We start from the raw sequence: 19,018 nt of genomic DNA, 5'->3' as shown, positions 1-19,018 counted from the left end.
TTAGACGATCATCGTCGCGGTCGAGGCGATGCTCCCGAACCGTTCGGCGACCTCGCGGGCGACGGGGCCTTTGATCTCCGTGCCCCGCGGCTCCTCGAGGTCGTCGATGATGACGGCCGCGTTGTCCTCGAACTTCACGCGCGTGCCGTCCGGACGGCGGATCGGCTTGCGCTGGCGGACGACGACCGCCTCCAGCACCTGCCGCCGCATCTCCGGCGTCCCCTTGGTGACCGAGACGGTCACCTTGTCGCCGATCCCTGCCTTCGGGTGACGGTTCTTCGTGCCGGAGTAGCCCGACACGGAGATGACCTTCAGCTCACGGGCGCCGGTGTTGTCGGCGCACGTGATGAGCGAGCCCTTCGAGAGCCCCTGCGTGACGTCGGCCTTGAGCGCCTCCATCACCCATCACCCAGGATCTCGACGACGACGTGGGACTTCGTCTTCGAGAGCGGTCGCGTCTCCGCGATTGTCACTTCGTCACCGACTTCGAGCGAGTCGAGCACGCCCGGCACGTGGGCCGGGATGCGCGAGCGACGCTTCATGTACCGATCGTATTTCGGTACGAACACGTCGTACTCTCGCTCGACGATGACGGTCTTTGCCATATCCGTCGACACGACCGTCCCCTCGCGGGTCTGGCCGCGGACGGAGAGCTGCCCGTAGAACGGGCACTTCTCGTAGTCGTAATCCTCCGGGTTGTCTGGCTCCGGAGGCGTGGGTACGTCGATTCCTATCGCCATTGTGTGGCACCTCGTTCGGTGCGTTCGGCGGGCCGATGTCGCAACCGATCGCCATCCACCGTCGCGTAGACCGCGTCTTTGCACTCGCCTCGTCGGCTCGCCGGACCCGCGCCGTCACCGTCGACGACGCTTTCGGACCCGGACGGGCCAGACTGACGGGGGCGGACCCCCGTAGTATCCGACCCGAGTTGGGACGCGGACCCCGGCGACTGGTCGTCGCCGGCGGCTTCATCTGTGCGAGCGGTCGGCGTCTCGACGACGCCGAACTCGAACGTCGCGCCCGACTTGGGCACGCGCTTGTCCCCCGACGCCGTCCGGACCACGAGGGTGCCGAACGTCTCGTCGAGCACGCGACCGGCGACGCCAACGCGGGCGTCGCTGTCGGCGTCGACCACCCGAACCGGGAGGCCGACGAGCTCGTGTCGAACGATGTTGTCGGGGGCGATCATCTCACTGGTCCTCGTCGTCGAAGTCGCCTTCTTCCGTCTGGATCGTCTTGATCCGCGCGATCGTCTTCTTCAGCTCGTTGACGCGGCCCGGGCTCTCCGGCATGCCGCCGGCCGCCCGCTGCGCCTTCGAGTTGAGCAGCTCGGTCTCGAGCTCCTCGAGTTCGACCCGTCGCTCCGCCGCGGTCATGTCGCGGATCTCGTCGGTGTAGAGGATCGCCATATTACTCGTCCTCCTCGTCTTCCTCGTCGGCCGCCTCCATCTCCGCGACGAGGTCGGCCGCCTCGGACTCGATCTCCTCGTCGAGTTCGTCGAGCTCGTCGGCGTCGACGTCCTCGTCGACCGGTTCCTCCGCCGCGACGTCGGTCGCCTCGGCGGCCGTCCCCTGCGTCTCCTCGACGACCTCTTCGACGACCTCCTCGTCGATGACCTCCGCGGGGTCCTCGTCGGGCACGTCGACGTCGTCGTCGGCGTCCGGGACCTCGTCGGGCTCCTCCTCGAGGAGCGACTCGACGCCCTCGTCGGCGTCGGCGTCGACCGCCGCCTGCTCGACCTCCGGCACCTCGGCGTCCTCGCGGACCTCGAAGTCGTCGGGGAGGGTCGCGCCCGGCGGGATGATCTTCACGTTGACGCCGATCGTCCCGAGCTTCATGACGGCGACGCCCTGGCCGTGGTCGACGACCTCCTCGGCGGGCTCGCCGTTGTGCTTGATGTAGCCGCGGTTGAACTTCTCGACGCGCGAGCGCGCGCCGGTGACCTTGCCGGATAAGACGATCTCGGCGCCGAGCGCGCCCGCGTCCATGATCCGGTCGATCGTGGTGTGGCCGGCCTTCCGGAAGTACCAGCCGCGCTCGAGGGCGTTCGCGAGACGGTCCGCGACGATCTGGGCGTTCAGGTCGGGCTCGTCGACCTCCTGAACGTCGATCTGCGGGTCGTCCATGTCGAAGCGCTCCTCGAGCTCGGTGGTGATCTTGCGGATGTTCTTCCCGCCCTTCCCGATCACCATGCCGGGCTTTTCGGCCTTCAAGACGATCTGCGTGCCCATCGGCGTCTGGGCGACGTCCATCCCGCCGTAGCCGGCGCGGCCGAGCTCGTCCGCGAAGAACTCGTTGATCTGGGAACGGCGCAGGCCGTCCTCGATGAATTGGTGTTCGTCAGCCATTAGTTGTCAGCCTCCGGCTCCTCGATGATCAGTTCGACGTCCGCGAGCGTGGTGTTCCACTCGGTCGCGCCCGCGGCGCGCGGGTTCCGACCGGGTCGTTCGCCGACCTTGTGGGGGGCGACGTGTTTGATAACCATCTCGTCGCCGTCGAACCCCTGCTCGGTCGCGTTGTTCTTGACGTTCTCCAAGAGCTTGAGGAAGTCCTTGGCGGCCTTCTCGGGGTACCGGCCCGCGTCCCAGCCGTCGATGTCGGAGCGGTGGCCCGCGCCGGCGTTGTGCTGGCGCATCGGCACCGAGGTCTCCTCGTCGATGACCTCCCGGAGGAACTCCTCGGCGTCGGCGACCGTCTCGCCTTTGATCTCTCGGGAGATCTCCTTGCTGTCCTTCACGCTGATGGGCCGATCGCGGAGCATCCCCTTGGCGGTGGTCTCCGGGTCGGCCTCGACGCTGTAGTTGATTCCCATGGGTTACTTGAGGGGCACGAACTTCGAGGACCGGGTCGCGCCGATGCCGGCCTGACCGTGTTCGACGGTGCTTCGCGTGAGGTGGAACTCACCGAGGTAATGCCCGATCATCTCGGGCTCGACCTGAACGCGCTCGAAGCTGTGTCCGTTGTACACGGAGAAGGTGACGCCGACGAACTCCGGCAGGATCGGCATGTCGCGCAGATGCGTCCGGATCGGGTCGTCCGCCGTCGTCTCCTTGTCGCGGCTCCGGGCCGTCTCCAGCAGCTTCTGCTGTTCGGTGCCCAGTCCGCGAACGATGGTTCGCCGCTGGCGTGCGGGGAGCAGTTCCGCGACCTCGTCTACGTCCATCTCCTGCAGCTCGTCGAGCGAGTGACCGCGGTAGGCGAACTCCTCGTCCTCGCGGCCGGTTCGGTAATCTGAACTCATTTGTTGCCACCTCGTCCGGTTCGCTTGGATGCGATGTCACCGACCTTGCGTCCCGGCGGGGCGTCCCGCGAGACGGACTTCGGCTGGCCGGGGTGTTGGCGACCACCGCCGCCGAAGGGGTGGTCGACGGCGTTCATCGCGACGCCGCGCACGCGCGGGTATTTGGTGCCGCGCGCCTTCATCTTGTGGTGCTTGTTACCGGCCTTGACGAAGGGCTTCTCCGTCCGGCCGCCGCCCGCGACGACGCCGATCGTGGCGCGGCACTGGGGGTCGAGCCGCTTCACTTCGCCGCTGGGGAGCTGAACGACCGCGACGTCGCGGTCGTGGGTGAGCAGCGTCGCGGACACGCCGGAGGCGCGCGCGAACTTCCCGCCGTCCCCGCGGTTGCTCTCGACGTTACACACCGGGACGCCCTCGGGGATCTCCGCCAGCGGGAGCGTGTTGCCCGGCTTGATCTCCGCCGAGACGCCGACCTGAATCGTCTCGCCCACGCGAACGCCTTCCGGCGCGAGCACGAGGCGACGGTCGTCGTCCTCGAACTCGATCTCCGCGAGCGGAGCCGAGCGAGCGGGGTCGTGTTCGATCCCGACGATCTCGCCGGTGATCGTGTCCACGTCTTCGAGCTTCTTGTGCGACAGTTCAGCCTTGTAACGGTGGGAGGGGGCCCGGAACGTCGGGCCGCCGCGTCCGCGCCGTTGTCCTTGAATTCGTCGTCCCATCTTAGAACACCCCGATGCGCGAGGCGATTTCGGTCGCGTCGTCGTCCGCGGAGAGGGTGACGATCGCCTTCTTCTCGCCCTGCGGCGTCACCTGCGTGTTCACGTCCACGACGCCCACGTCGTAGCGGTCGGCGACCTCGGACTCGATCTCCGGTTTGGTCGCGTCCACGTCGACGAGGAACAGCAGCTTGTTGTTGAAGTCCATCTCGTTCATCGCCTGTTCGGTGACGATCGGATGCTCGATGATCGAGTTCATCGGTCCGCCACCTCCTCGACGGCGCTTTCGGTCCACAGCGTGAGTCGGCCCGGGTGCGCGCCCGGCGCGAGGTCTTCCGCGTTGACCTCGCCCGCGGTCGCGACGTCGACGCCCGCGAGGTTACGGGCGGCGCGGGACGGCTCCTCGCTGGTGACGACGAGGACGGACTTCGGCTGGCGGTACTTGCGGCCGCGGGCCTTCCCCTGTCCGGCGCGGACGGAACGGCCCTCCTCGGAGCGCTCGATGTCGGCGTCGACGCCGACCGCTTCGAGCACGCCCAGGGCCTCCTGCGTCTTCTCGAGGGACTCGAACTCGTCGCTCACGACGAGCGGGAGGTCGAGGTCCTCGTCGAACGCGTGGCCGCGCTCGGCGACGAGCTCGGCGTCGGTCGTGGCCGCGATGGCCGACCGGATGGCGAGCTGTCGCTCCTTGTCGTTCAGTTTCTTCGTCTGGTCCTTCTCGGCCTTCGGCGGGTGCGCGGCGCGGCCCGACACGGCGTGCGGGACGCGACGGGCGACGTTCTCGGAACGGGGCACGTGCGCGAGTCCGCGGCCGGAGCCGAACGACTCGGCGGGCGTCCGCAGCCCGGCGAACTCGTCGGCCCCGTAGGCCTGCTTCCTGTTTGCCTGGGCGGCGCCGACCGCGCGACCGATGAGGTCCGGTCGGAACGCGGTGTCGAAGACGGCCGGCAGCTCGATGCTGCCCGCCTCGTCGCCGTCCAGGTCGTGTACTGTTGCGTTCATTGGTTATCCCTGGTTGGATTCGGTGGAAACGTACCGGACCTCGGGGTCGAGGCGCGGCTGGTCGTTCGGCCGGACGGCCGGACGGAGTCGCAGCAGACGCTGGTCCGGTCCCGGCAGCGAGCCCTTGATGAGCGCGTACTCGCCGTCGACCTCGCCGTAGTTGACGAAGCCGCCGTCGACGGAGGCGTCGTCGCCCTCGCCGAAGTCGATGAGGCGCTTGTTGAGCTCGGTGCGCTGATGGTAGCCGGTCTGCCCCTGCTGGGGCACGGTGGAACGGACTCGGGAGGGGTTCCACGGACCGAGGTTCCCGATCCGGCGCCGCCATCCCTGACGGGCGTGTTTGCCCTTCCGCTTCTGTACGCCCCAGCGCTTGACGGGACCCTGGGTCCCCTTCCCCTTCGTGATGCCGGAGACGTCGGTGTACTGTCCCGCGCGGAAGACGTCGCCGAACTCGTGGGCGCCGCCCTCGGCGACCAGGTCCAGCGCGAAGTCGGCGCGCTCCTCGAGGGAGCCGCCGCCGACGCGCGTCTCCATGACGTCGGGCTTCTTCTTGGGGATGTTCGCGAGCTCCGAGGGGGCCGTGTGCGTGATGACGCGCAGGTCGTCGACGACGTCGTCGTCGAGCAGCGCGCGCAGCTCGTCCGCGTCCGCCTCGAAGGTGTCTTCGGCCGGCAGGTCGAGCGCGCGGTCGAGCTCCTCGTGGAACTCGGGCGCCCAGACCTCTTCGACCGGCTTCTTTCCGTACGGCGTGTCTTCGTAGGCACGCAGGGCGACGGCGTACATCTGCGGCGTCTCGACGACGGTGACGGGGACGGCCTCTTCCATCCCCTCACGCGGCGAGTTCGCCTCGTCGTTGACCATCATGACGTGGGTCATTCCGGCTTTGTAGCCGGCGAATCCCTGCAGCGCAGGGGCCCCGTCGTCGTCTGGCCACGAACGGATGCGCGGCACCTCGCTGTCTGCGCGGGTGCGCGGGCCGTAGCCCAGCGAGCCCTTTCGTGGTCGGCTTGGTTGTGGCATGTGTTTACTCCGTGAGTGTGAGCGAGCCGAGGGTCGCGAACAGAGCCTCCTCCGTCCGGACGACCTCGCTCGCCTGTGCCGGGATCGTGTTCAGCCAGAGGTCGAACCCCGGATCGGGTTCGACCGAGCGGCCGTCGGCGACGGCCGCCCGAATGCGGTCGGGCGAAAGCCCGAGCATCTCCGGAAGCCCCCGCTCGGGCGCGCCGAAGGCGACGGTGTACCCGCCGGCCTCCCGCGCGTCCGAGACGAGGTCGCCGAGCCGCGAGACGGAGAGTTCCGCTCCGTGTCGCGACGTCGCGACGGCCAGTCCGTCGCCGGCGAGCGCTTCCGACAGGTCCGCGGCCACGACCTGGAAACCGACCTCCGGCTTCCCGGCGATGCGGGCGCGGACCGGTTCTCTCGAAGAGACCCTGATGGTGACGCGCTCCCCCTGCTCGACCTCCATTCCGGAGGGAACGAGCAGGGAGATCGGGTGTTCCCGCAGCGGGGAATTGACCCGGACGCGGCCTTCAGGTCCGACCTCGGTCACGAGTCCCTGTGTTTTCGACTCTCCCCCGCTAGGGGTCGAGCCGGTCCGCCACGGCACGCGGAGCGGGGGGAGCACGCCGACGTACCGGAGTTCGTCGCGCTGCCCCCAGAGGTCCTTCCGGAGCTCCGGCGGCGTCGCGGCGTACCCCAGCACGGTGCGGACGTACTCCCCGCCCCGTCGACCGTCGCCGTCCCGGTCCGGGAAGACGACGAGCCGATCCGCCCGGAACACCGCCGCCGCACGGGCGACGTAGCCGAGTTTGCGAGTCGCCTCGCGGTCGTCCTCGGCCTCCCGAACGAGCGAAGACGGAACACAGATCGTGAGCCCGTCTTTGGTACGCATCGTGGCGAGACTGTACCCCTCGATTTCGGACGGCCCCGTAAAAGGATAGCGGTCCCGATTTCGGGCTGCGGCGCGTTCACACGGGGTCTGGCGGGAGATTTCGACCCGCAAATCGAGGGAGCTGTTCACACGGGGAGGGCCGAAGCGGAGGGACCTACGACGACGGCCGCGTCGGTCCGTCGACGACATCGCCCGTCTCGTCGACGCGGAGGGAGAGGGTGTCCCCGCCCGCCGAGAACGTCAGGACGGCACGGAGCGGGTCCCTCGACAGGACCTCCTCGTCGTACTCGCTGAGGAGCCGGTCGAGCCGGAGGACCGACTCCGGAGAGAACGGGTCGATGCCGTGGTCGAGGGTGAACGCCAGCAGCTCCGGCGAGGACAACAGCCCGAGCGCGGCGGCGCCTCCCACCTGATAAGGACAGTTGGGACAGGCGGCGTACAGCAGCACCGCGAACCGCGACCGGCAGGTCGAGCAGACGCCGTCGGCGTCGTGGTCCGGACAGGCGTCCAGCTCCGTCTCGACGGCCGCCGCGCAGCGCGGACAGATCCCGGAACCGACGGCGAGCAGTTCGAGGTTCGTCCACGCGTGGGCCGCGCGGAGCACCTCGCTCGGAGTGCGGTCGCGGAGGCCGGCAGGCGGGAACGGGAGCCGTCCGAGGTATCCCGACTCCACCTCGCCCGGACCGCCGACGCGACCGTGAGAGCGGTCCCAGCGGCTCTCACAGACCGAACAGAACACCTCCACGCTGCCGTCGAGCCACTGGATCTCCAGGGGGCTCTCGCAGGTCGGACAGCGGTCGTCGACCGTCGTCCGTTCGATCTCGGGGTCATGGGTGACCGCGCCGGAGCGGATCGCCTCGACGACCCGCTGGCCGGGGTGGTCCAGCGCGTACCCGTCGGCGGTCTTCCGGACGAAGTGGCCGCGGAGCTCGCCGAGGTGGTAGTTGAACCGGGCCGTGTCGTCGACGGGGAGGCGGTCGTACAGCTCCGAGAAGGCGAGCGGCGACCCGGCGTCGCCGAGCTCGCGGAGAATCCGCACCCGGTGCTCGTTGCTGAGCGCGGCGAACGCGTCGTCGGGCGAGAGCCGACCGCCCGTGTCCTCGTCGCTCATTGCGGTCGTCGGTGGGGTCGCTTCACGTAAAGATTCGCCGGCGGCACCGTCTCACGCGCCGAGACAGACGTTCGTCCCGGGGACGCACACCGGCGCGAGGCGACGGCGGATCGCTCCGGGCCGGAGCCGCCGAGCGAAGGCCCGGACGCCGCACCGCGCCGCGAGGACGCCCGCGACGAACGCCGCGCTCGGGATCGGGTGCGAGGCGACGACGAGGACCGCCGCCAGGAGTGCGGTCAGCAACGCCGTCCCGCGCGCCGTCAGCGGCGGGTCGAGCGGGGGTGTCGGTGCGTCGCGTTGCGTCGGTAGTCGATCGGGTCGCATGTACCCGATCGGAGGCGCCGTTCGGGGATAAATGTAATCTGAACGATGTTTTTGTAAGCCGCGCTACGTAAATCCGTTTGAGTAGCCGAGGCGGGCGCGTCCGATTCACTCGGGGACCAGCCGCACCACGGGCGCGTCGGCCGCGTCGACCGCGACGTAGAGGTGACCGGTGCCCGGTTCGACCGCGACGGCGCGCATCCGCCATCCCCGGTCGTCGAGCAGCGGTTCGCGCTCGGTCACGGTCGCGTCGAGGCCGTCGCCGTCGACCGTGAACCGCCCGAGGTACTGCGCCGCGAGCGTGCCCGCGAAGAGGTCACCGCGCCACTCGGGAAACGCGTCGCCGTCGTAGAAGGCCGCGCCGCTCGGCGGGAATCCCTCGGAACCGCAGGGCCAGTAGTGGACCGGCGCGATCACGCCGTCGCGCTCGTCGTGGCCCGGCGCGACGGGGTCGTCGGTCCCGTAGCGGCACGCCTCGCTCGCGATCGGCCACCCGTAGTTGCCGCCGCGCTCGATCACGTTGATCTCGTCGCCGTCCTCCTCCCCGTGCTCGCACTGCCAGACCGCGCCCGTCCCCGGGCGGACCGCCATCGCCTGCGGGTTCCGATGCCCGTAGCTGTACAACGCGTCGGCCGCGCTCGGGTCGTCAGCGAAGGGGTTGTCCGGGTGCGCGTCGCCGTCAGGGGTCAGGCGGAGGGTAGCGCCCAGCTCGTTCGAGCGGTCCTGCGAGACGTGATCGGGCCCGAAGTCGGTGTCGCGCCGGTCGCCGACCGTGACGAACAGCGCGCCGTCGGGGCCGAACGCCGCCCGCGAGCCGAAGTGGAGGTCCGTGTCGCGGAACGGCTCCGCGACGAACAGCGCCTCGAAGCCGTCGAGCGCGGGCGCCCCGTCGCCGTCGAGCGAGAGCCGACCGACGCCGACGTGGGTCGTCGCGCCGTCCGCCCCGTCGCCGGCCGGGCTGTCCGCGGCGCTCGCCGAATATGTCAGGTACACGCGCGGGTCGTCCGGGTAGTCGGGGTGGACCGCGACGTCGAGCAGGCCGCCCTGGCCCTCCGCGAACACGTCGGGCGCGCCCGCGACCGCCTCGACCGTCCCGTCCGCGGGATCGACGAGCGAGAGCCGCCCCGGGCGCTCGGTGACGAGCAGGCGGCCGTCGGCCGGGAGGAACGCGAGCCCCCACGGGTTCGTGAACCCCTCCGCGACGGTCTCGACGGCGTAGTTCACGTCGGCGCCGTCGTCCGGCGGGGCGTCGTCGCCGTCGGATCCGTCGCCGCCGTCGCTCTCGCCGCCGAGACAGCCGGAGAGCGTCGGGAGGGCAGCAGTCCCGGCGAGGCCGCCAGCCGCGCGGAGGGCGGTGCGTCTGTCGATGCGGTCGGGGGAGTCGGCCATCGTTCGGGTACGGTTGCGTGTGGGGACGCGACGCCGATGACCCTTCCGCCGACCGTCGTTCGGAACCCTTATATCTCCGACCCGGGCTACGATCGAATGCGAAGCACGCACCGGTAGTGTAGTGGTATCACGCAACCTTGCCATGGTTGCAACCCGAGTTCAAATCTCGGCCGGTGCATCTTCTCGCTGCGCTCGAAGATCCACCGGCCTGACTCCCGCTCGCTGCGCTCGCGGGAGTCTCGGCCGGTGCATTTCTCGAACGTAGTGAGAGAAATCTCCGCGAGATTTGAACGCTATCAGTCGCGCGCAGCGAACGGCGAGCGAAGCGAGCCGTGAGCGAGCACGTCTGATTCTGAGTTCAAATCTCGGCCGGTGTATCTTCTCGCTGCGCTCGGAGATCCACCGGCCTGACTCCAGCTCGCTGTGCTCGCGGGAGTCTCGGCCGGTACATCTCGTGAACGAAGTCAGCGAAATCACCGAGCGAGATGCGAACGCCATCGGCGATTGATAACCGGATGGCGGATCGGGGCGAACACCTCCGAAGCCCCGACCGCTCGGCAATACCCAGTTGCTTCCGCTCGGACCGCTCTCAAAGCCCCGGCCGCGAGGCGGGCGCACACTCGCTGTGCTCCTCGGTCGCTCACTCCGCTCGCTCTCTGCGGTGCGTACGTCATCTGCGCACACCTCGCGGCTGCCCCTTCGCGTCCCGCCCCACACCGCACAGCGACCGCACCTCACGCCTCCCCAGCCTCGTCGCTCACTTCGTTCGCGACTCCCTCGCACGCGCCGTTCGCGCCCGGCGGGCGCTCACGGGCGCGCGCCACGGCATCGTTTTCGGAGGGACACGGTCGTTCTCGGAGGGACACGGTTCCCCGACCGGTAGTTTCAATCGTCGATCCGGCGAACCCCCGGGTGTGACCGTACCAACGAAGACGCTCCCGAGCGGCGCGGAGCTGCCGGCGCTCGGACTGGGCACGTACGACCTCACGGACGAACAGACGGCCGACAGCGTGCGCGCGGCGCTCGACGCCGGCTACGCGCACGTCGACACGGCCGAGGGGTATCACAACGAGGCGGCCGTCGGCGACGCGCTCGCGGCGAGCGACGTCGACCGCGAGGACGTCTTCCTCACCTCGAAGGTGCTCGCGAAGAACCTCAACTACGAGTCCGTGATCGCGTCCTGCGAGGCGTCGCTCGACCGGCTCGGCACCGACTACCTCGATTTATACCTCATCCACTGGCCGAACCCCGCAATCTCGCTGCGCGAGACGCTCCGGGCGATGGCGGAGCTTCGCGAGCGCGGGCTCGTCCGGGACGTGGGCGTCTCGAACTTCAGCGCGTACCAGCTGAGCTGCGCGCACCACGTCTCGGACGTGCCGATCGCGGTCAACCAGATCGAGTTCCACCCGTGGTTCCAGCGGCCGGACCTCGTCGACTACTGCCGCGAGACCGACACCGTGATCGAGGCGGCGGCGCCGCTCGCGCGGACGGACGTGTTCGGCGACGAGGTCGTCGCCGAGCTGGCCGAGAAGTACGATAAACACCCCGCGCAGATCGTGATCCGGTGGGCGCTCGACCGCGGCGTCGTCCCGCTCCCGCGGTCGTCGACCCCGGACCACGTCCGGGCCAACGCCGAGACGGACTGGGAGCTCGACGCGGCCGACCGGCGGCGCCTCGACGAGCGCGACCGCGACGCGCCGGTGTACGACACCCCGGCCCGCGACTGGACGAGCGACGTGTACGGGATCGAACAGTGATCCGAAGCGGAGTCAGTCGCCGCCGAGGTCGACCGGCTCCCCCGTCTCGGCGGACTCGTAGACGGCGTCGAGCGCGCGCATGTCCGTGAGCGCGTGCTCGCCGTCGGCGTGAAACGGCTCGCCCGCCAGCAGCTGGTGGCCGAAGTACGCGAACTCCGCTTCGATCTGGTGGACCTGATCAAACTCGACGTCGACCCGCGTGCCGTCGCGGACGACCGCGAACCCGCGGTCCTCCCGCTCGTAGAAGGCCGGGTCCAGAAGTAGCCGAGCGTCCGTCCCGGTGACCTCCAGCCGGCTCGCGTGCTGGGCGTTCTGGCTCACCGTACACAGCGCGTCGACGTCGCCGGGGAACTCCAGCCGGAAGGTGGCGTGCTCGTCGACGTCGGCGAACGCCTCGTGCTCCGAGCGGGTCCGCCCGGACACCCGAATCGGGTCCTCGCCGAGGACGAACCGCGTCGTGTTGAGCGGGTAGACGCCCAGGTCCATGACGGCGCAGCCGCCGGAGAGATCGGGGTCGAGCCGCCACTGGTCGTGGTCGCCGCCGAGCTCCCCGAGCATCGTCTGCGACATCGTCGCGTGGACGTGGATCACCTCGCCCGCGACGCCCGCGTCGAGGAGGTCGCGGAGCCGCCGGACGGCGGGGTCGGTCTGCATCCGATAGCCGACCATCAGGGGGACGCCGGCGTCGCGGCACGCGCCCACGAGCCGACGGGCGCGGTCCGGCGTCACTTCCAGCGGCTTCTCACAGAGGACGGCCTTCCCCTGCGCCGCGGCGGCCTCGACGTACTCAAGGTGGGTCGCGTTGGGCGTCGCGACGTACACCGCGTCGTACGCGTCCGCGGCGGCGCCCGATCGGAGCTCGTCGGGCGTGACGCCCGTCACGTCGCGCTCGGCGGCGACCGCCTCGACGGCGTCGGCGTCGACGTCGGTGACGACGGTCGCCTCGGTGTACGCCGACCGCTCGATGCCGGGCAGCGCCCACTCGCGGGCGAACCAGCCGAGGCCGACCACCGCGACCCGGACGGGGTCGGTGACGGCGTTCGGGTCGAGCGTCTCCCAGTCTCGGCGCGTGAACTCGTCGAGGTACTCCGCGAAGGCGGCTTCCATACCGGACCCTCGGCGCGCGGGCGTCAAATAACCACGGCGACGAGCGCGCGAGAGCGCTCCGGGGGCGCGAGGGTCACGGCAGGGGGTTCTCGCCGTCCGTCGCCGCGATGACGACGCGGACGGCGCCGTCGCCGTCGGCGTGCGTCCACTCGCCGGGGCCGGGATCGCCGGCGACGCGCTCGTACGAGTCGCCGTTGACCGCGAGCGACGCCGGCGGATCGTCGAAGCGCCGCAGGCGGGCGGACGCGACGCCTCCCGGAACGTCGAGCGTCACCGAGTCGGCCGCGGTCTCGTGAGCCGCCGCGACGGGGACGAACTCGTCGGCGGACTCGTCGAAGTACTCGAACGTCGCCTCGCGGGGGCCGGAGGTCTCGCCCCGGGAGCCGAACTCGACCCGGAGGTGGATCGGTCCGGGATCGCCGTCGAGGTGCTGCGTCCACGGACGGTACGGAACGACGCTGCCAGCGCGGACGTACACCGGCATCGTGTCGAGCGGAACGTCGACGTCGATCGAGCGTCCGCCCTCGTGCCGCGCGCCGGACCAGTAGTCGACCCACTCCCCCTCGGGGAGGTACACCTCCCGTCGGCCGCCCGGACGCAGTATCGGGGCGACCAGGATCTCCTCTCCCAGGAGGAGCTGCGTGTCGACGCCCGCCGCGGCCGGGTCGTCCTCGAACTCGAGCACCAGCGGCCGCATCACCGGGAGACCCGTCCTGGCGGCCCGTTCGGCGTACGAGTACAGGTACGGGAGGAGGCGGTAGCGCTCCTTCGCGTAGTCGCGAACGATCGCCTCCGCCTCCTCGCCGAAGTGCCACGGTTCCCGGGGCGTCGTCCCGTGGAAGCGGGCGTGGCTGGTCCCCAACAGTCCCCACTGGGCCCAGCGGACGTACAGTTCCGGCGTGGGCTCGCCGCGGAAACCGCCGATGTCAGTGGCCCAGAAGGAGTACCCCGAGAGCGCGAGGCTGAGTCCTCCCCGGAGGTTCGCCGCCATCGCCTCGAAGGTCGTGTCGGGGTCGCCGCCCCAGTGTATCGGGAACTCCTGGTCGCCGATCCAGCCGGAGCGGACCCACAGCGTCGGCCGGTCCCGCCCGGCCTCGCGGAGCGCGTTCTGAACCGTTTCGTAGTACAGCCGCGGGTAGCGGTTCCGCATCGCCGCGCCGGTCTTCCCGTTGCTCAACACGGCGTCCCGCGGGAGGTACTCCCCGAAGTCGAGCTTGAACACGTCGACGCCCGACTCGGCCAGCTCCCGGTGCCGGTCCGACCACCACTCCCGGGCGTCGGGATCGGTAAAGTCGACGATACCGCCGCGGTCGTCGACGCTGAGCCGCGAGAGGACGTACGGGTCTCCGGCCCCGTCCTCGACGAAGAACCCGCGGTCGGCGAACTCCTCGAACAGCGGTGAATCGACCCGGACGTACGGGTACTCCCAGAGGGAGAGCTTGAAGCCGCGGTCGGAGAGCGACTCGATCATCGCCTCGGGGGCCGGGAACGCCTCCTCGTCCCACTCCAGGTCGCAGATGCTCTCGATGTCCATCCAGTACGGGTCGACGTGGAGCACGTCGCAGGGGATCTCCCGCTCCCTGAGGGCGTCGGCCACCGACTCGAGCTCCGACCGGGACTGGTAGCTGAGCCGCGACATCCACAGGCCGAACGTCCACCGCTCCGGGCGGTGCGGGCGTCCGGTGAGCGCGGTGTACTGTCGGAGCAGCTCCTTCAGCCGGTCGCCGGTGAAAAAGAAGAACCGCAGGGCGTCGCCCTCCACGCGGAGGTCGATGGTCCCGGAGGAGGACGCCCCGAAGTCGAAGGTGGTCTTGCGGGCGGTGTCGGCTAGGAGCCCGTATCCGCGTGTCGAGAGGTACAGCGGGACGTTCTTGTGCGCGAACTCGGTCTCGGTCCCGTTCGGCTGGGTCACCCACGACTCGATCGCCTGTCCGCGCTTGTCGAGGTCCGTGAACTTCTCGCCCAGGCCGAAGAGGCGCTCGTCCGGGCCCAGGCCGAACGCCGTCCCCGTCTCGGTCACCCGGAGCGGCCAGCGGTTGACCTCCTCCTCGACGAACCGCAGCGGCTGCGTCCGTCGCTCGCCCTTGGCGGTGCGGTCGTCGCGGCGCTCGCGGAGGAGTCGATCGCCGTCCGCGCGGACCTCGAAGGACCACTCCCCCAGGCCGATCCGCACCGAAAGCGCCGACGTCTCGACCCGGAGCGTCCCGTCACGCTCGCTCGCGGACAGCGAGACCGGACGCGTGACGGCGTCGAGATCGTACGAGATCGGGGACTCCGAGGTCGGGTTCTCCGGCGTCGAGAGCATCTCGAACCGGAACACGTCGGGCGCGAAAAACCGGATCCGGACCGGGACGGTTCGGTCCTCGTCGGGGGTCGTCTCGGTCCCGGGAGTCTCGAGTCGGCAGCGGAGTTCGACGGCGTCGTCGGAGAGGGAGTAGGAGTCGACGGCGGAGACGAGGTGAGTCACCATTGGAACCGCGTACGAAAGCCAGGCTCTTTTTTGTGGTGGTCACGCCGGAAGCGGCGTCGTCAGCGGTGAATGCGGCGGGTGAACGTGAACACGAACAGCGCGATCAGGAACGCTCCGACGAACCCCTCCACCGCCGAGAGGATCTCCTGGACCAGCGTCGTCGTCCCCGGGGGGCCGAGCACGAACGAGATGAACGACTGGAACGAGAAGATCAGCGCCTCGACCGGGCCCTGTTCAGCGGCGAGGCCGGACCAGTTCCAGTAGACGTACCCGAAGCCGCCGATGAGTGCCAACGACGTGACGACCACCCGATACGGCAGTTCACCGTAGCCCGTCGAGGCCGCGAGCAACCACGACCGGGTCCACCGAGAGCCGTTCCTGACTCGGCCGAGGACGCCGGACTCGGCGTCGCCGCGCAGCGCGTTGTCGAAGTACTCCGCCCGGTTGAACCGCATCTCGCGGTAGAAGAACGCCCCGGCGCTGACGTTGTCCCCGGCCTCGTCCGCGCCGTTTTTCGCGTACGCGTACGTCGCCTGGAGCGCGGCGTTGTCGGACTCCCGGTCGTGACGCGGGCAGACCGCGTCGTCGATGATGTAGCGTCCGACGTGTTCGGGCCCGTCACCGCAGTAGCAGGGGAGCGCCATCGGGTCGACCTCGAACCGGTGGATCCAGTTGTCGACGCGAGAGAGGTCGACGGAGTCCTCGTCGGTGAAGTCGAACCCGTCGTAGCGCGTCCGGAGGATCCGAATCCGGGTGGAGAGGAGCTCGTCGGCGTCGCCGCTGAACTTGACGTCGCCCAGCGTCGCCCGGTACAGGTCGTACAGCATCTCTCCCTCGGCGGCGGGCTGCCCGAGCGTCCCCCGGTTCACGGTCGAGCGACTCAGGTCGACGTACCCGGTCTCCCCGCCGGTGTCCGGCGACTCGAACCGGATCCGCGACAGCTCCGCGTCCCGGACCCGAACGTCGTCGACGACGGCGACGCGGTTGAGCGAGAGGCGACCGGTCACGACCGCCATGTCCGCGCTCAGCGACCCCCTGAACGCCGGGGTCGACCGGACGGGGCCGTCGGGGGGCGGCTCGACGAAGTCCGACTCGTCGACTTCGAGGTCGCCCTCGCAGAGCACCCTGTCGAAGTTGACTCGACCGCCGAAGCACGCGCGCTTGAAGTCCGCGAGGTCGAAGAACCGGGCGGCTTGGAAGCGGGCGTCGCGGCGGAACAGGGCGTCGTTGAACATCGCCAGGTCGTCGAAGTCGGCCGCGAGGAAGGAGGCGTGATCCAGGAACCGGGCGTGACCGGCGCTGACGGCCCTGTCGAACTGCGCCTCGCGGAACAGCGCCGGTCGGCGGAACAGCGCGCTCTTGAGTTCGAGGAAGTCCGAGAACGTCGCGCGGCTGAAGTCGATCCCGAAGGGGACGCTCTCCAGGGTCGGGTCGAGGACGTCGGTGCCGGGGTCGGCCGGCGGCGCGGCCCCGGGGTCGAACGTCGCGCCGGAGAAGTCGACCGGCTGCGCGAACTCGGTCTTCCGACAGACGACGGCGCCGAACTCCGCGTGTCTGAAGTCGATCGTCTCCCGGCTCCCGCCGCCGATCTCGCGCTGTTCGAGGTCGAGCGTCGGAAACTTCGCGCCGACGAACTGGCAGCGCCGCCGGCTGACGACCGGGTCGCTCTCCTCGTTCGCCGCCGCGACGGTCTCGACGAGTCGGACGGAGACGTTCGCGCGGTCGCTCGGCGGCCGCTCGTCGGGGTCGAGGTGGAAGAGACACCGGTCGCGGTCGCCGTACGCCTCGTGGGGGCAGTGCCAGGCGCCGTCCTCGACGCCGGACCCCGCATCGGCGCTCCCGAGGCGCCACTTCGGGGGGGAGTCAAGCCACGGGAACGCCGCCTCGTAGTCGGGCACCGGAAAGCGGAACCGGCAGCTCCCGTTCACTCGGAGTGTCACGGGTCAGTCGTATTTCGACGTTGATATTAAAACTACTGCGGCCGCGAGCGCCGGAACGCGGAGACCGTCATTTCGGCCGGAAACCCGCCTCAGCCGTCGGTCTCTCAACGGCCTCGTGGTCGACGGCGTGCGTCGGCGCGCTCCTCGGACCGGACTGGCGGTCGGGCTCGGGTTCGAGGGTCCTCGGGGCGCGCGGCGGCGAACTGATCGCGGCGCCGTGGTTCGGGGCGTCAGAGGACGGTCCCGTGCTTTTTGTCCGGCAGGTCCTTCCGAACGTCCTCGTAGAAGTCGAACCGGGCGGCCAGTTCGGCGCGGAGGTCGGAGGGCGGAACGATCTCGTCGATGACCACCTCGCTCGCCATCCGGTGGACGTCGATCCCCTCGCGGTACTCCTCGCGGAGGCGATCCTCCTCGGCCGCGCGCTCCTCGGGGTCGTCGATCTCGGCGAGCTTCCGGGCGTAGACGGCGTTGATCGCGGCCTCCGGCCCCATGATACCGATCTCGCCGGAGGGGAGCCCGATAACGCTCTCAGGGTCGTAGGCGGGGCCGCCCATCGCGTAGATGCCCGCGCCGTACGCCTTCCGGACGACGACGGTCTGTTTCGGCACCGTCGCCGAGGAGGTGGCGTAGATCATCTTCTTCCCCTTCTCTAAGATGGCGTCCTTCTCGACGCCCGACCCGGCCATGAAGCCGGGCGTGTCACAGAGGTACAACAGGGGGATCTCGTAGGCGTCGCAGGTCCAGATGAACTCGGCGGCCTTCTCCGCGGCGTCCGGGAAGATGGCGCCCGACCGCTCGGTCGGCTGGTTGGCGACGACGCCGACCGGCCGCCCGTCGATCCGGCAGAACGCCGTGACGATCTCCGGCCCGTACCCCTCCTTCAGCTCGAACACCGACTCGGCGTCGGCGATCCGGTCGAGCAGGTCGCGGGCGTCGTACGCGCGGTTCGGCGACTCCGGGATCAGCTCGTCGATCCCCGCCGGCGAGAACTTCGGCGGCTTCGTCTCCCGTTTCGGGGGCTTCTCGCCGGCCCGATCCGGGAGGTACCCGATCAGGTCCGCGACCAGTTCGCGGGCGTGTTCCTCGTCGCGGGCGACGAGGTCGGCGGAGCCGGACTCCTCGGCGTGGATCCGCGGCCCGCCGAGCTCGTCCATCTCGATCTCCTCGCCGGTGACCATCTCCACCATCCGCGGCGAGGCGATCGCCATCGCGGACATCCCCTCGACCATCACCGTGAAGTCCGCGAAGACGGGCGTGTAAGCGGCGCCGGCGATACAGGGGCCGTAGAGGACGCAGATCTGCGGGACCGCCCCCGACAGCATCGAGTGGTTGTAGTAGTACTTCCCGATCCCCTCGCGGTTGGCGAAGAAGCCGGTCTGCTGGTCGATCCGCCCCCCGGAGGAGTCCATCAGGTAGAGGACCGGATTCCCCGTCTTCAGTGCGCGCTGCTGCATCCGGAGGAACTTCTCGACGCCCTTCGACGCCATCGACCCCGCCTTCACCGTGAAGTCGTTGGCCATGAAGTGGACGTCGCGCCCCTCGAACTCGGCGGCGCCCGTCAGTAGCCCGTCGCCGGGGAGGCGGTCGCCGTCGCCCGCATCGTCCTTCCCGTCCGCGTCATCGCCGCGTCCGGGCGCGTCCGGGTGCCAGTCGTCGAACGCCGCGAACTTCCCGTCCTCGAACTTCACCCCTGCCGGCTCGCCGTCGAGCGCGCTCGCGTCGCCGGCGCCGCGGGTGCCGTCCTCGCCGCCGAACCAGAGGTCGAGGCGGTCGCGGACGAACAGCTTCCCCTGTTCGGAGAGGCGGTCGCGGTACTTCTCCGGCCCGCCCTTCAGGATGTCGTCGATCTCGGCTCGGAGATCGCGCTCGCGGTCCGTGGGGCCGAGGTCGTCGTCGAGCGGATAGCTCGGTTCCGGCGGCGCTGCGGTCGCGGCCGGCGTCTCCTCGTCCCCGACGTGGACGTCGACGCCGACGCCGAGATGTTCCGCCAGCGACTTCGCGATCGCCTCGGCCTCCTCGGGGGTCGCCGCCGCGCCGACGTGGACATTCATGGACGCAAGATTTGCGGTGGA

Annotated in this window: 20 protein-coding genes and 1 tRNA gene; 2 read left to right on the top strand and 19 right to left on the bottom strand. The window is 69.8% G+C overall.

Translation table 11 applies throughout. The features are described 5' to 3' along the window. The 15 genes from BM286_RS01865 to BM286_RS01795 all read right to left on the bottom strand — a co-directional run bounded on the left by BM286_RS01865 (position 1) and on the right by BM286_RS01795 (position 9,672). Positions 1 to 399 (bottom strand): 50S ribosomal protein L14, encoded by a 399-nt coding sequence (locus tag BM286_RS01865; RefSeq protein WP_004597429.1) that lies wholly within the window; start codon positions 397 to 399, stop codon positions 1 to 3. Further along, on the bottom strand, positions 399 to 740 hold the full coding sequence (locus BM286_RS01860) for a 30S ribosomal protein S17 (RefSeq protein ID WP_092919894.1): 342 nt from the start codon (positions 738 to 740) through the stop codon (positions 399 to 401). The genes BM286_RS01865 and BM286_RS01860 overlap by 1 nt, the downstream gene beginning before the upstream one ends. Beyond that, positions 731 to 1,189: a ribonuclease P protein component 1 gene (locus BM286_RS01855; protein WP_092919892.1), complete on the bottom strand. Its 459-nt coding sequence runs from the start codon at positions 1,187 to 1,189 to the stop codon at positions 731 to 733. The genes BM286_RS01860 and BM286_RS01855 overlap by 10 nt, the downstream gene beginning before the upstream one ends. Position 1,190: 1 nt before the next feature. After that, positions 1,191 to 1,409 carry a 50S ribosomal protein L29 gene (rpmC, locus tag BM286_RS01850; protein ID WP_092919890.1) on the bottom strand — a complete coding sequence of 73 codons (219 nt, stop codon included), beginning with the start codon at positions 1,407 to 1,409 and terminating at the stop codon, positions 1,191 to 1,193. A 1-nt stretch (position 1,410) separates the two neighbouring features. Beyond that, complete coding sequence (locus tag BM286_RS01845) at positions 1,411 to 2,349, bottom strand: 30S ribosomal protein S3 (protein WP_092919888.1); 939 nt, start codon at positions 2,347 to 2,349, stop codon at positions 1,411 to 1,413. After that, positions 2,349 to 2,813 (bottom strand): 50S ribosomal protein L22, encoded by a 465-nt coding sequence (locus BM286_RS01840; RefSeq protein ID WP_092919886.1) that lies wholly within the window; start codon positions 2,811 to 2,813, stop codon positions 2,349 to 2,351. Before BM286_RS01840 ends, BM286_RS01845 begins: the two co-directional genes overlap by 1 nt. A 3-nt stretch (positions 2,814 to 2,816) precedes the next feature. Beyond that, positions 2,817 to 3,242, bottom strand: coding sequence for a 30S ribosomal protein S19 (locus BM286_RS01835; protein WP_092919884.1), 426 nt, complete (start codon positions 3,240 to 3,242; stop codon positions 2,817 to 2,819). Further along, positions 3,239 to 3,961 carry a 50S ribosomal protein L2 gene (locus BM286_RS01830; protein ID WP_004047227.1) on the bottom strand — a complete coding sequence of 241 codons (723 nt, stop codon included), beginning with the start codon at positions 3,959 to 3,961 and terminating at the stop codon, positions 3,239 to 3,241. Before BM286_RS01830 ends, BM286_RS01835 begins: the two co-directional genes overlap by 4 nt. A gap of 1 nt (position 3,962) precedes the next feature. Next, positions 3,963 to 4,217 carry a 50S ribosomal protein L23 gene (locus tag BM286_RS01825; RefSeq protein WP_092919882.1) on the bottom strand — a complete coding sequence of 85 codons (255 nt, stop codon included), beginning with the start codon at positions 4,215 to 4,217 and terminating at the stop codon, positions 3,963 to 3,965. After that, positions 4,214 to 4,960, bottom strand: a complete 747-nt coding sequence (gene rpl4p / locus BM286_RS01820) for a 50S ribosomal protein L4 (RefSeq protein WP_092919880.1) — start codon at positions 4,958 to 4,960, stop codon at positions 4,214 to 4,216. The genes BM286_RS01825 and rpl4p overlap by 4 nt, the downstream gene beginning before the upstream one ends. 3 nt (positions 4,961 to 4,963) lie before the next feature. After that, positions 4,964 to 5,980 (bottom strand): 50S ribosomal protein L3, encoded by a 1,017-nt coding sequence (locus BM286_RS01815; protein WP_092919878.1) that lies wholly within the window; start codon positions 5,978 to 5,980, stop codon positions 4,964 to 4,966. A 4-nt stretch (positions 5,981 to 5,984) separates the two neighbouring features. After that, entirely contained in the window at positions 5,985 to 6,851 is an 867-nt protein-coding gene (locus tag BM286_RS01810; RefSeq protein WP_092919876.1) for a putative RNA uridine N3 methyltransferase, read from the bottom strand. A 154-nt stretch (positions 6,852 to 7,005) separates the two neighbouring features. Beyond that, on the bottom strand, positions 7,006 to 7,962 hold the full coding sequence (locus tag BM286_RS01805; RefSeq protein WP_092919875.1) for an ArsR/SmtB family transcription factor: 957 nt from the start codon (positions 7,960 to 7,962) through the stop codon (positions 7,006 to 7,008). A 51-nt stretch (positions 7,963 to 8,013) separates the two neighbouring features. Next, positions 8,014 to 8,286 (bottom strand): hypothetical protein, encoded by a 273-nt coding sequence (locus BM286_RS01800; RefSeq protein ID WP_092919874.1) that lies wholly within the window; start codon positions 8,284 to 8,286, stop codon positions 8,014 to 8,016. 105 nt (positions 8,287 to 8,391) lie between these two features. Continuing rightward, positions 8,392 to 9,672: a PQQ-dependent sugar dehydrogenase gene (locus tag BM286_RS01795; protein ID WP_092919873.1), complete on the bottom strand. Its 1,281-nt coding sequence runs from the start codon at positions 9,670 to 9,672 to the stop codon at positions 8,392 to 8,394. Positions 9,673 to 9,779: 107 nt separating this feature from the next. On the opposite strand from BM286_RS01795, the gene BM286_RS01790 reads away from it, so the two are divergent. Both BM286_RS01790 and BM286_RS01785 read left to right on the top strand, forming a co-directional pair. Next, positions 9,780 to 9,850, top strand: a tRNA-Gly gene (locus BM286_RS01790). A 736-nt stretch (positions 9,851 to 10,586) separates the two neighbouring features. Continuing rightward, a complete protein-coding gene (locus BM286_RS01785) occupies positions 10,587 to 11,429 on the top strand; it encodes an aldo/keto reductase (RefSeq protein WP_092919872.1) in 843 nt (280 codons plus the stop codon). Between the two features lie 12 nt (positions 11,430 to 11,441). On the opposite strand, the gene gfo6 is transcribed toward BM286_RS01785, so the two are convergent. The 4 genes from gfo6 to BM286_RS01765 all read right to left on the bottom strand — a co-directional run bounded on the left by gfo6 (position 11,442) and on the right by BM286_RS01765 (position 18,997). Continuing rightward, the gene (gene gfo6 / locus BM286_RS01780; protein WP_092919870.1) at positions 11,442 to 12,536 is read right to left on the bottom strand and encodes a D-xylose 1-dehydrogenase Gfo6; all 1,095 of its coding nucleotides are present in this window, start codon (positions 12,534 to 12,536) and stop codon (positions 11,442 to 11,444) included. A gap of 73 nt (positions 12,537 to 12,609) precedes the next feature. Then, positions 12,610 to 15,006, bottom strand: coding sequence for a TIM-barrel domain-containing protein (locus tag BM286_RS01775; protein ID WP_092919868.1), 2,397 nt, complete (start codon positions 15,004 to 15,006; stop codon positions 12,610 to 12,612). Positions 15,007 to 15,065: 59 nt separating this feature from the next. Further along, on the bottom strand, positions 15,066 to 16,946 hold the full coding sequence (locus BM286_RS01770; protein WP_092919866.1) for a pentapeptide repeat-containing protein: 1,881 nt from the start codon (positions 16,944 to 16,946) through the stop codon (positions 15,066 to 15,068). Between the two features lie 230 nt (positions 16,947 to 17,176). Next, positions 17,177 to 18,997 (bottom strand): acyl-CoA carboxylase subunit beta, encoded by a 1,821-nt coding sequence (locus tag BM286_RS01765; protein ID WP_092919864.1) that lies wholly within the window; start codon positions 18,995 to 18,997, stop codon positions 17,177 to 17,179. Positions 18,998 to 19,018 lie beyond the last annotated feature (21 nt).

The organism is Halorubrum sodomense (assembly GCF_900111935.1).
GTDB lineage: Archaea > Halobacteriota > Halobacteria > Halobacteriales > Haloferacaceae > Halorubrum > Halorubrum sodomense.
Note: the sequence above shows the minus strand (reverse complement) of the source record. Positions and strands in the feature narration are given on the sequence as shown.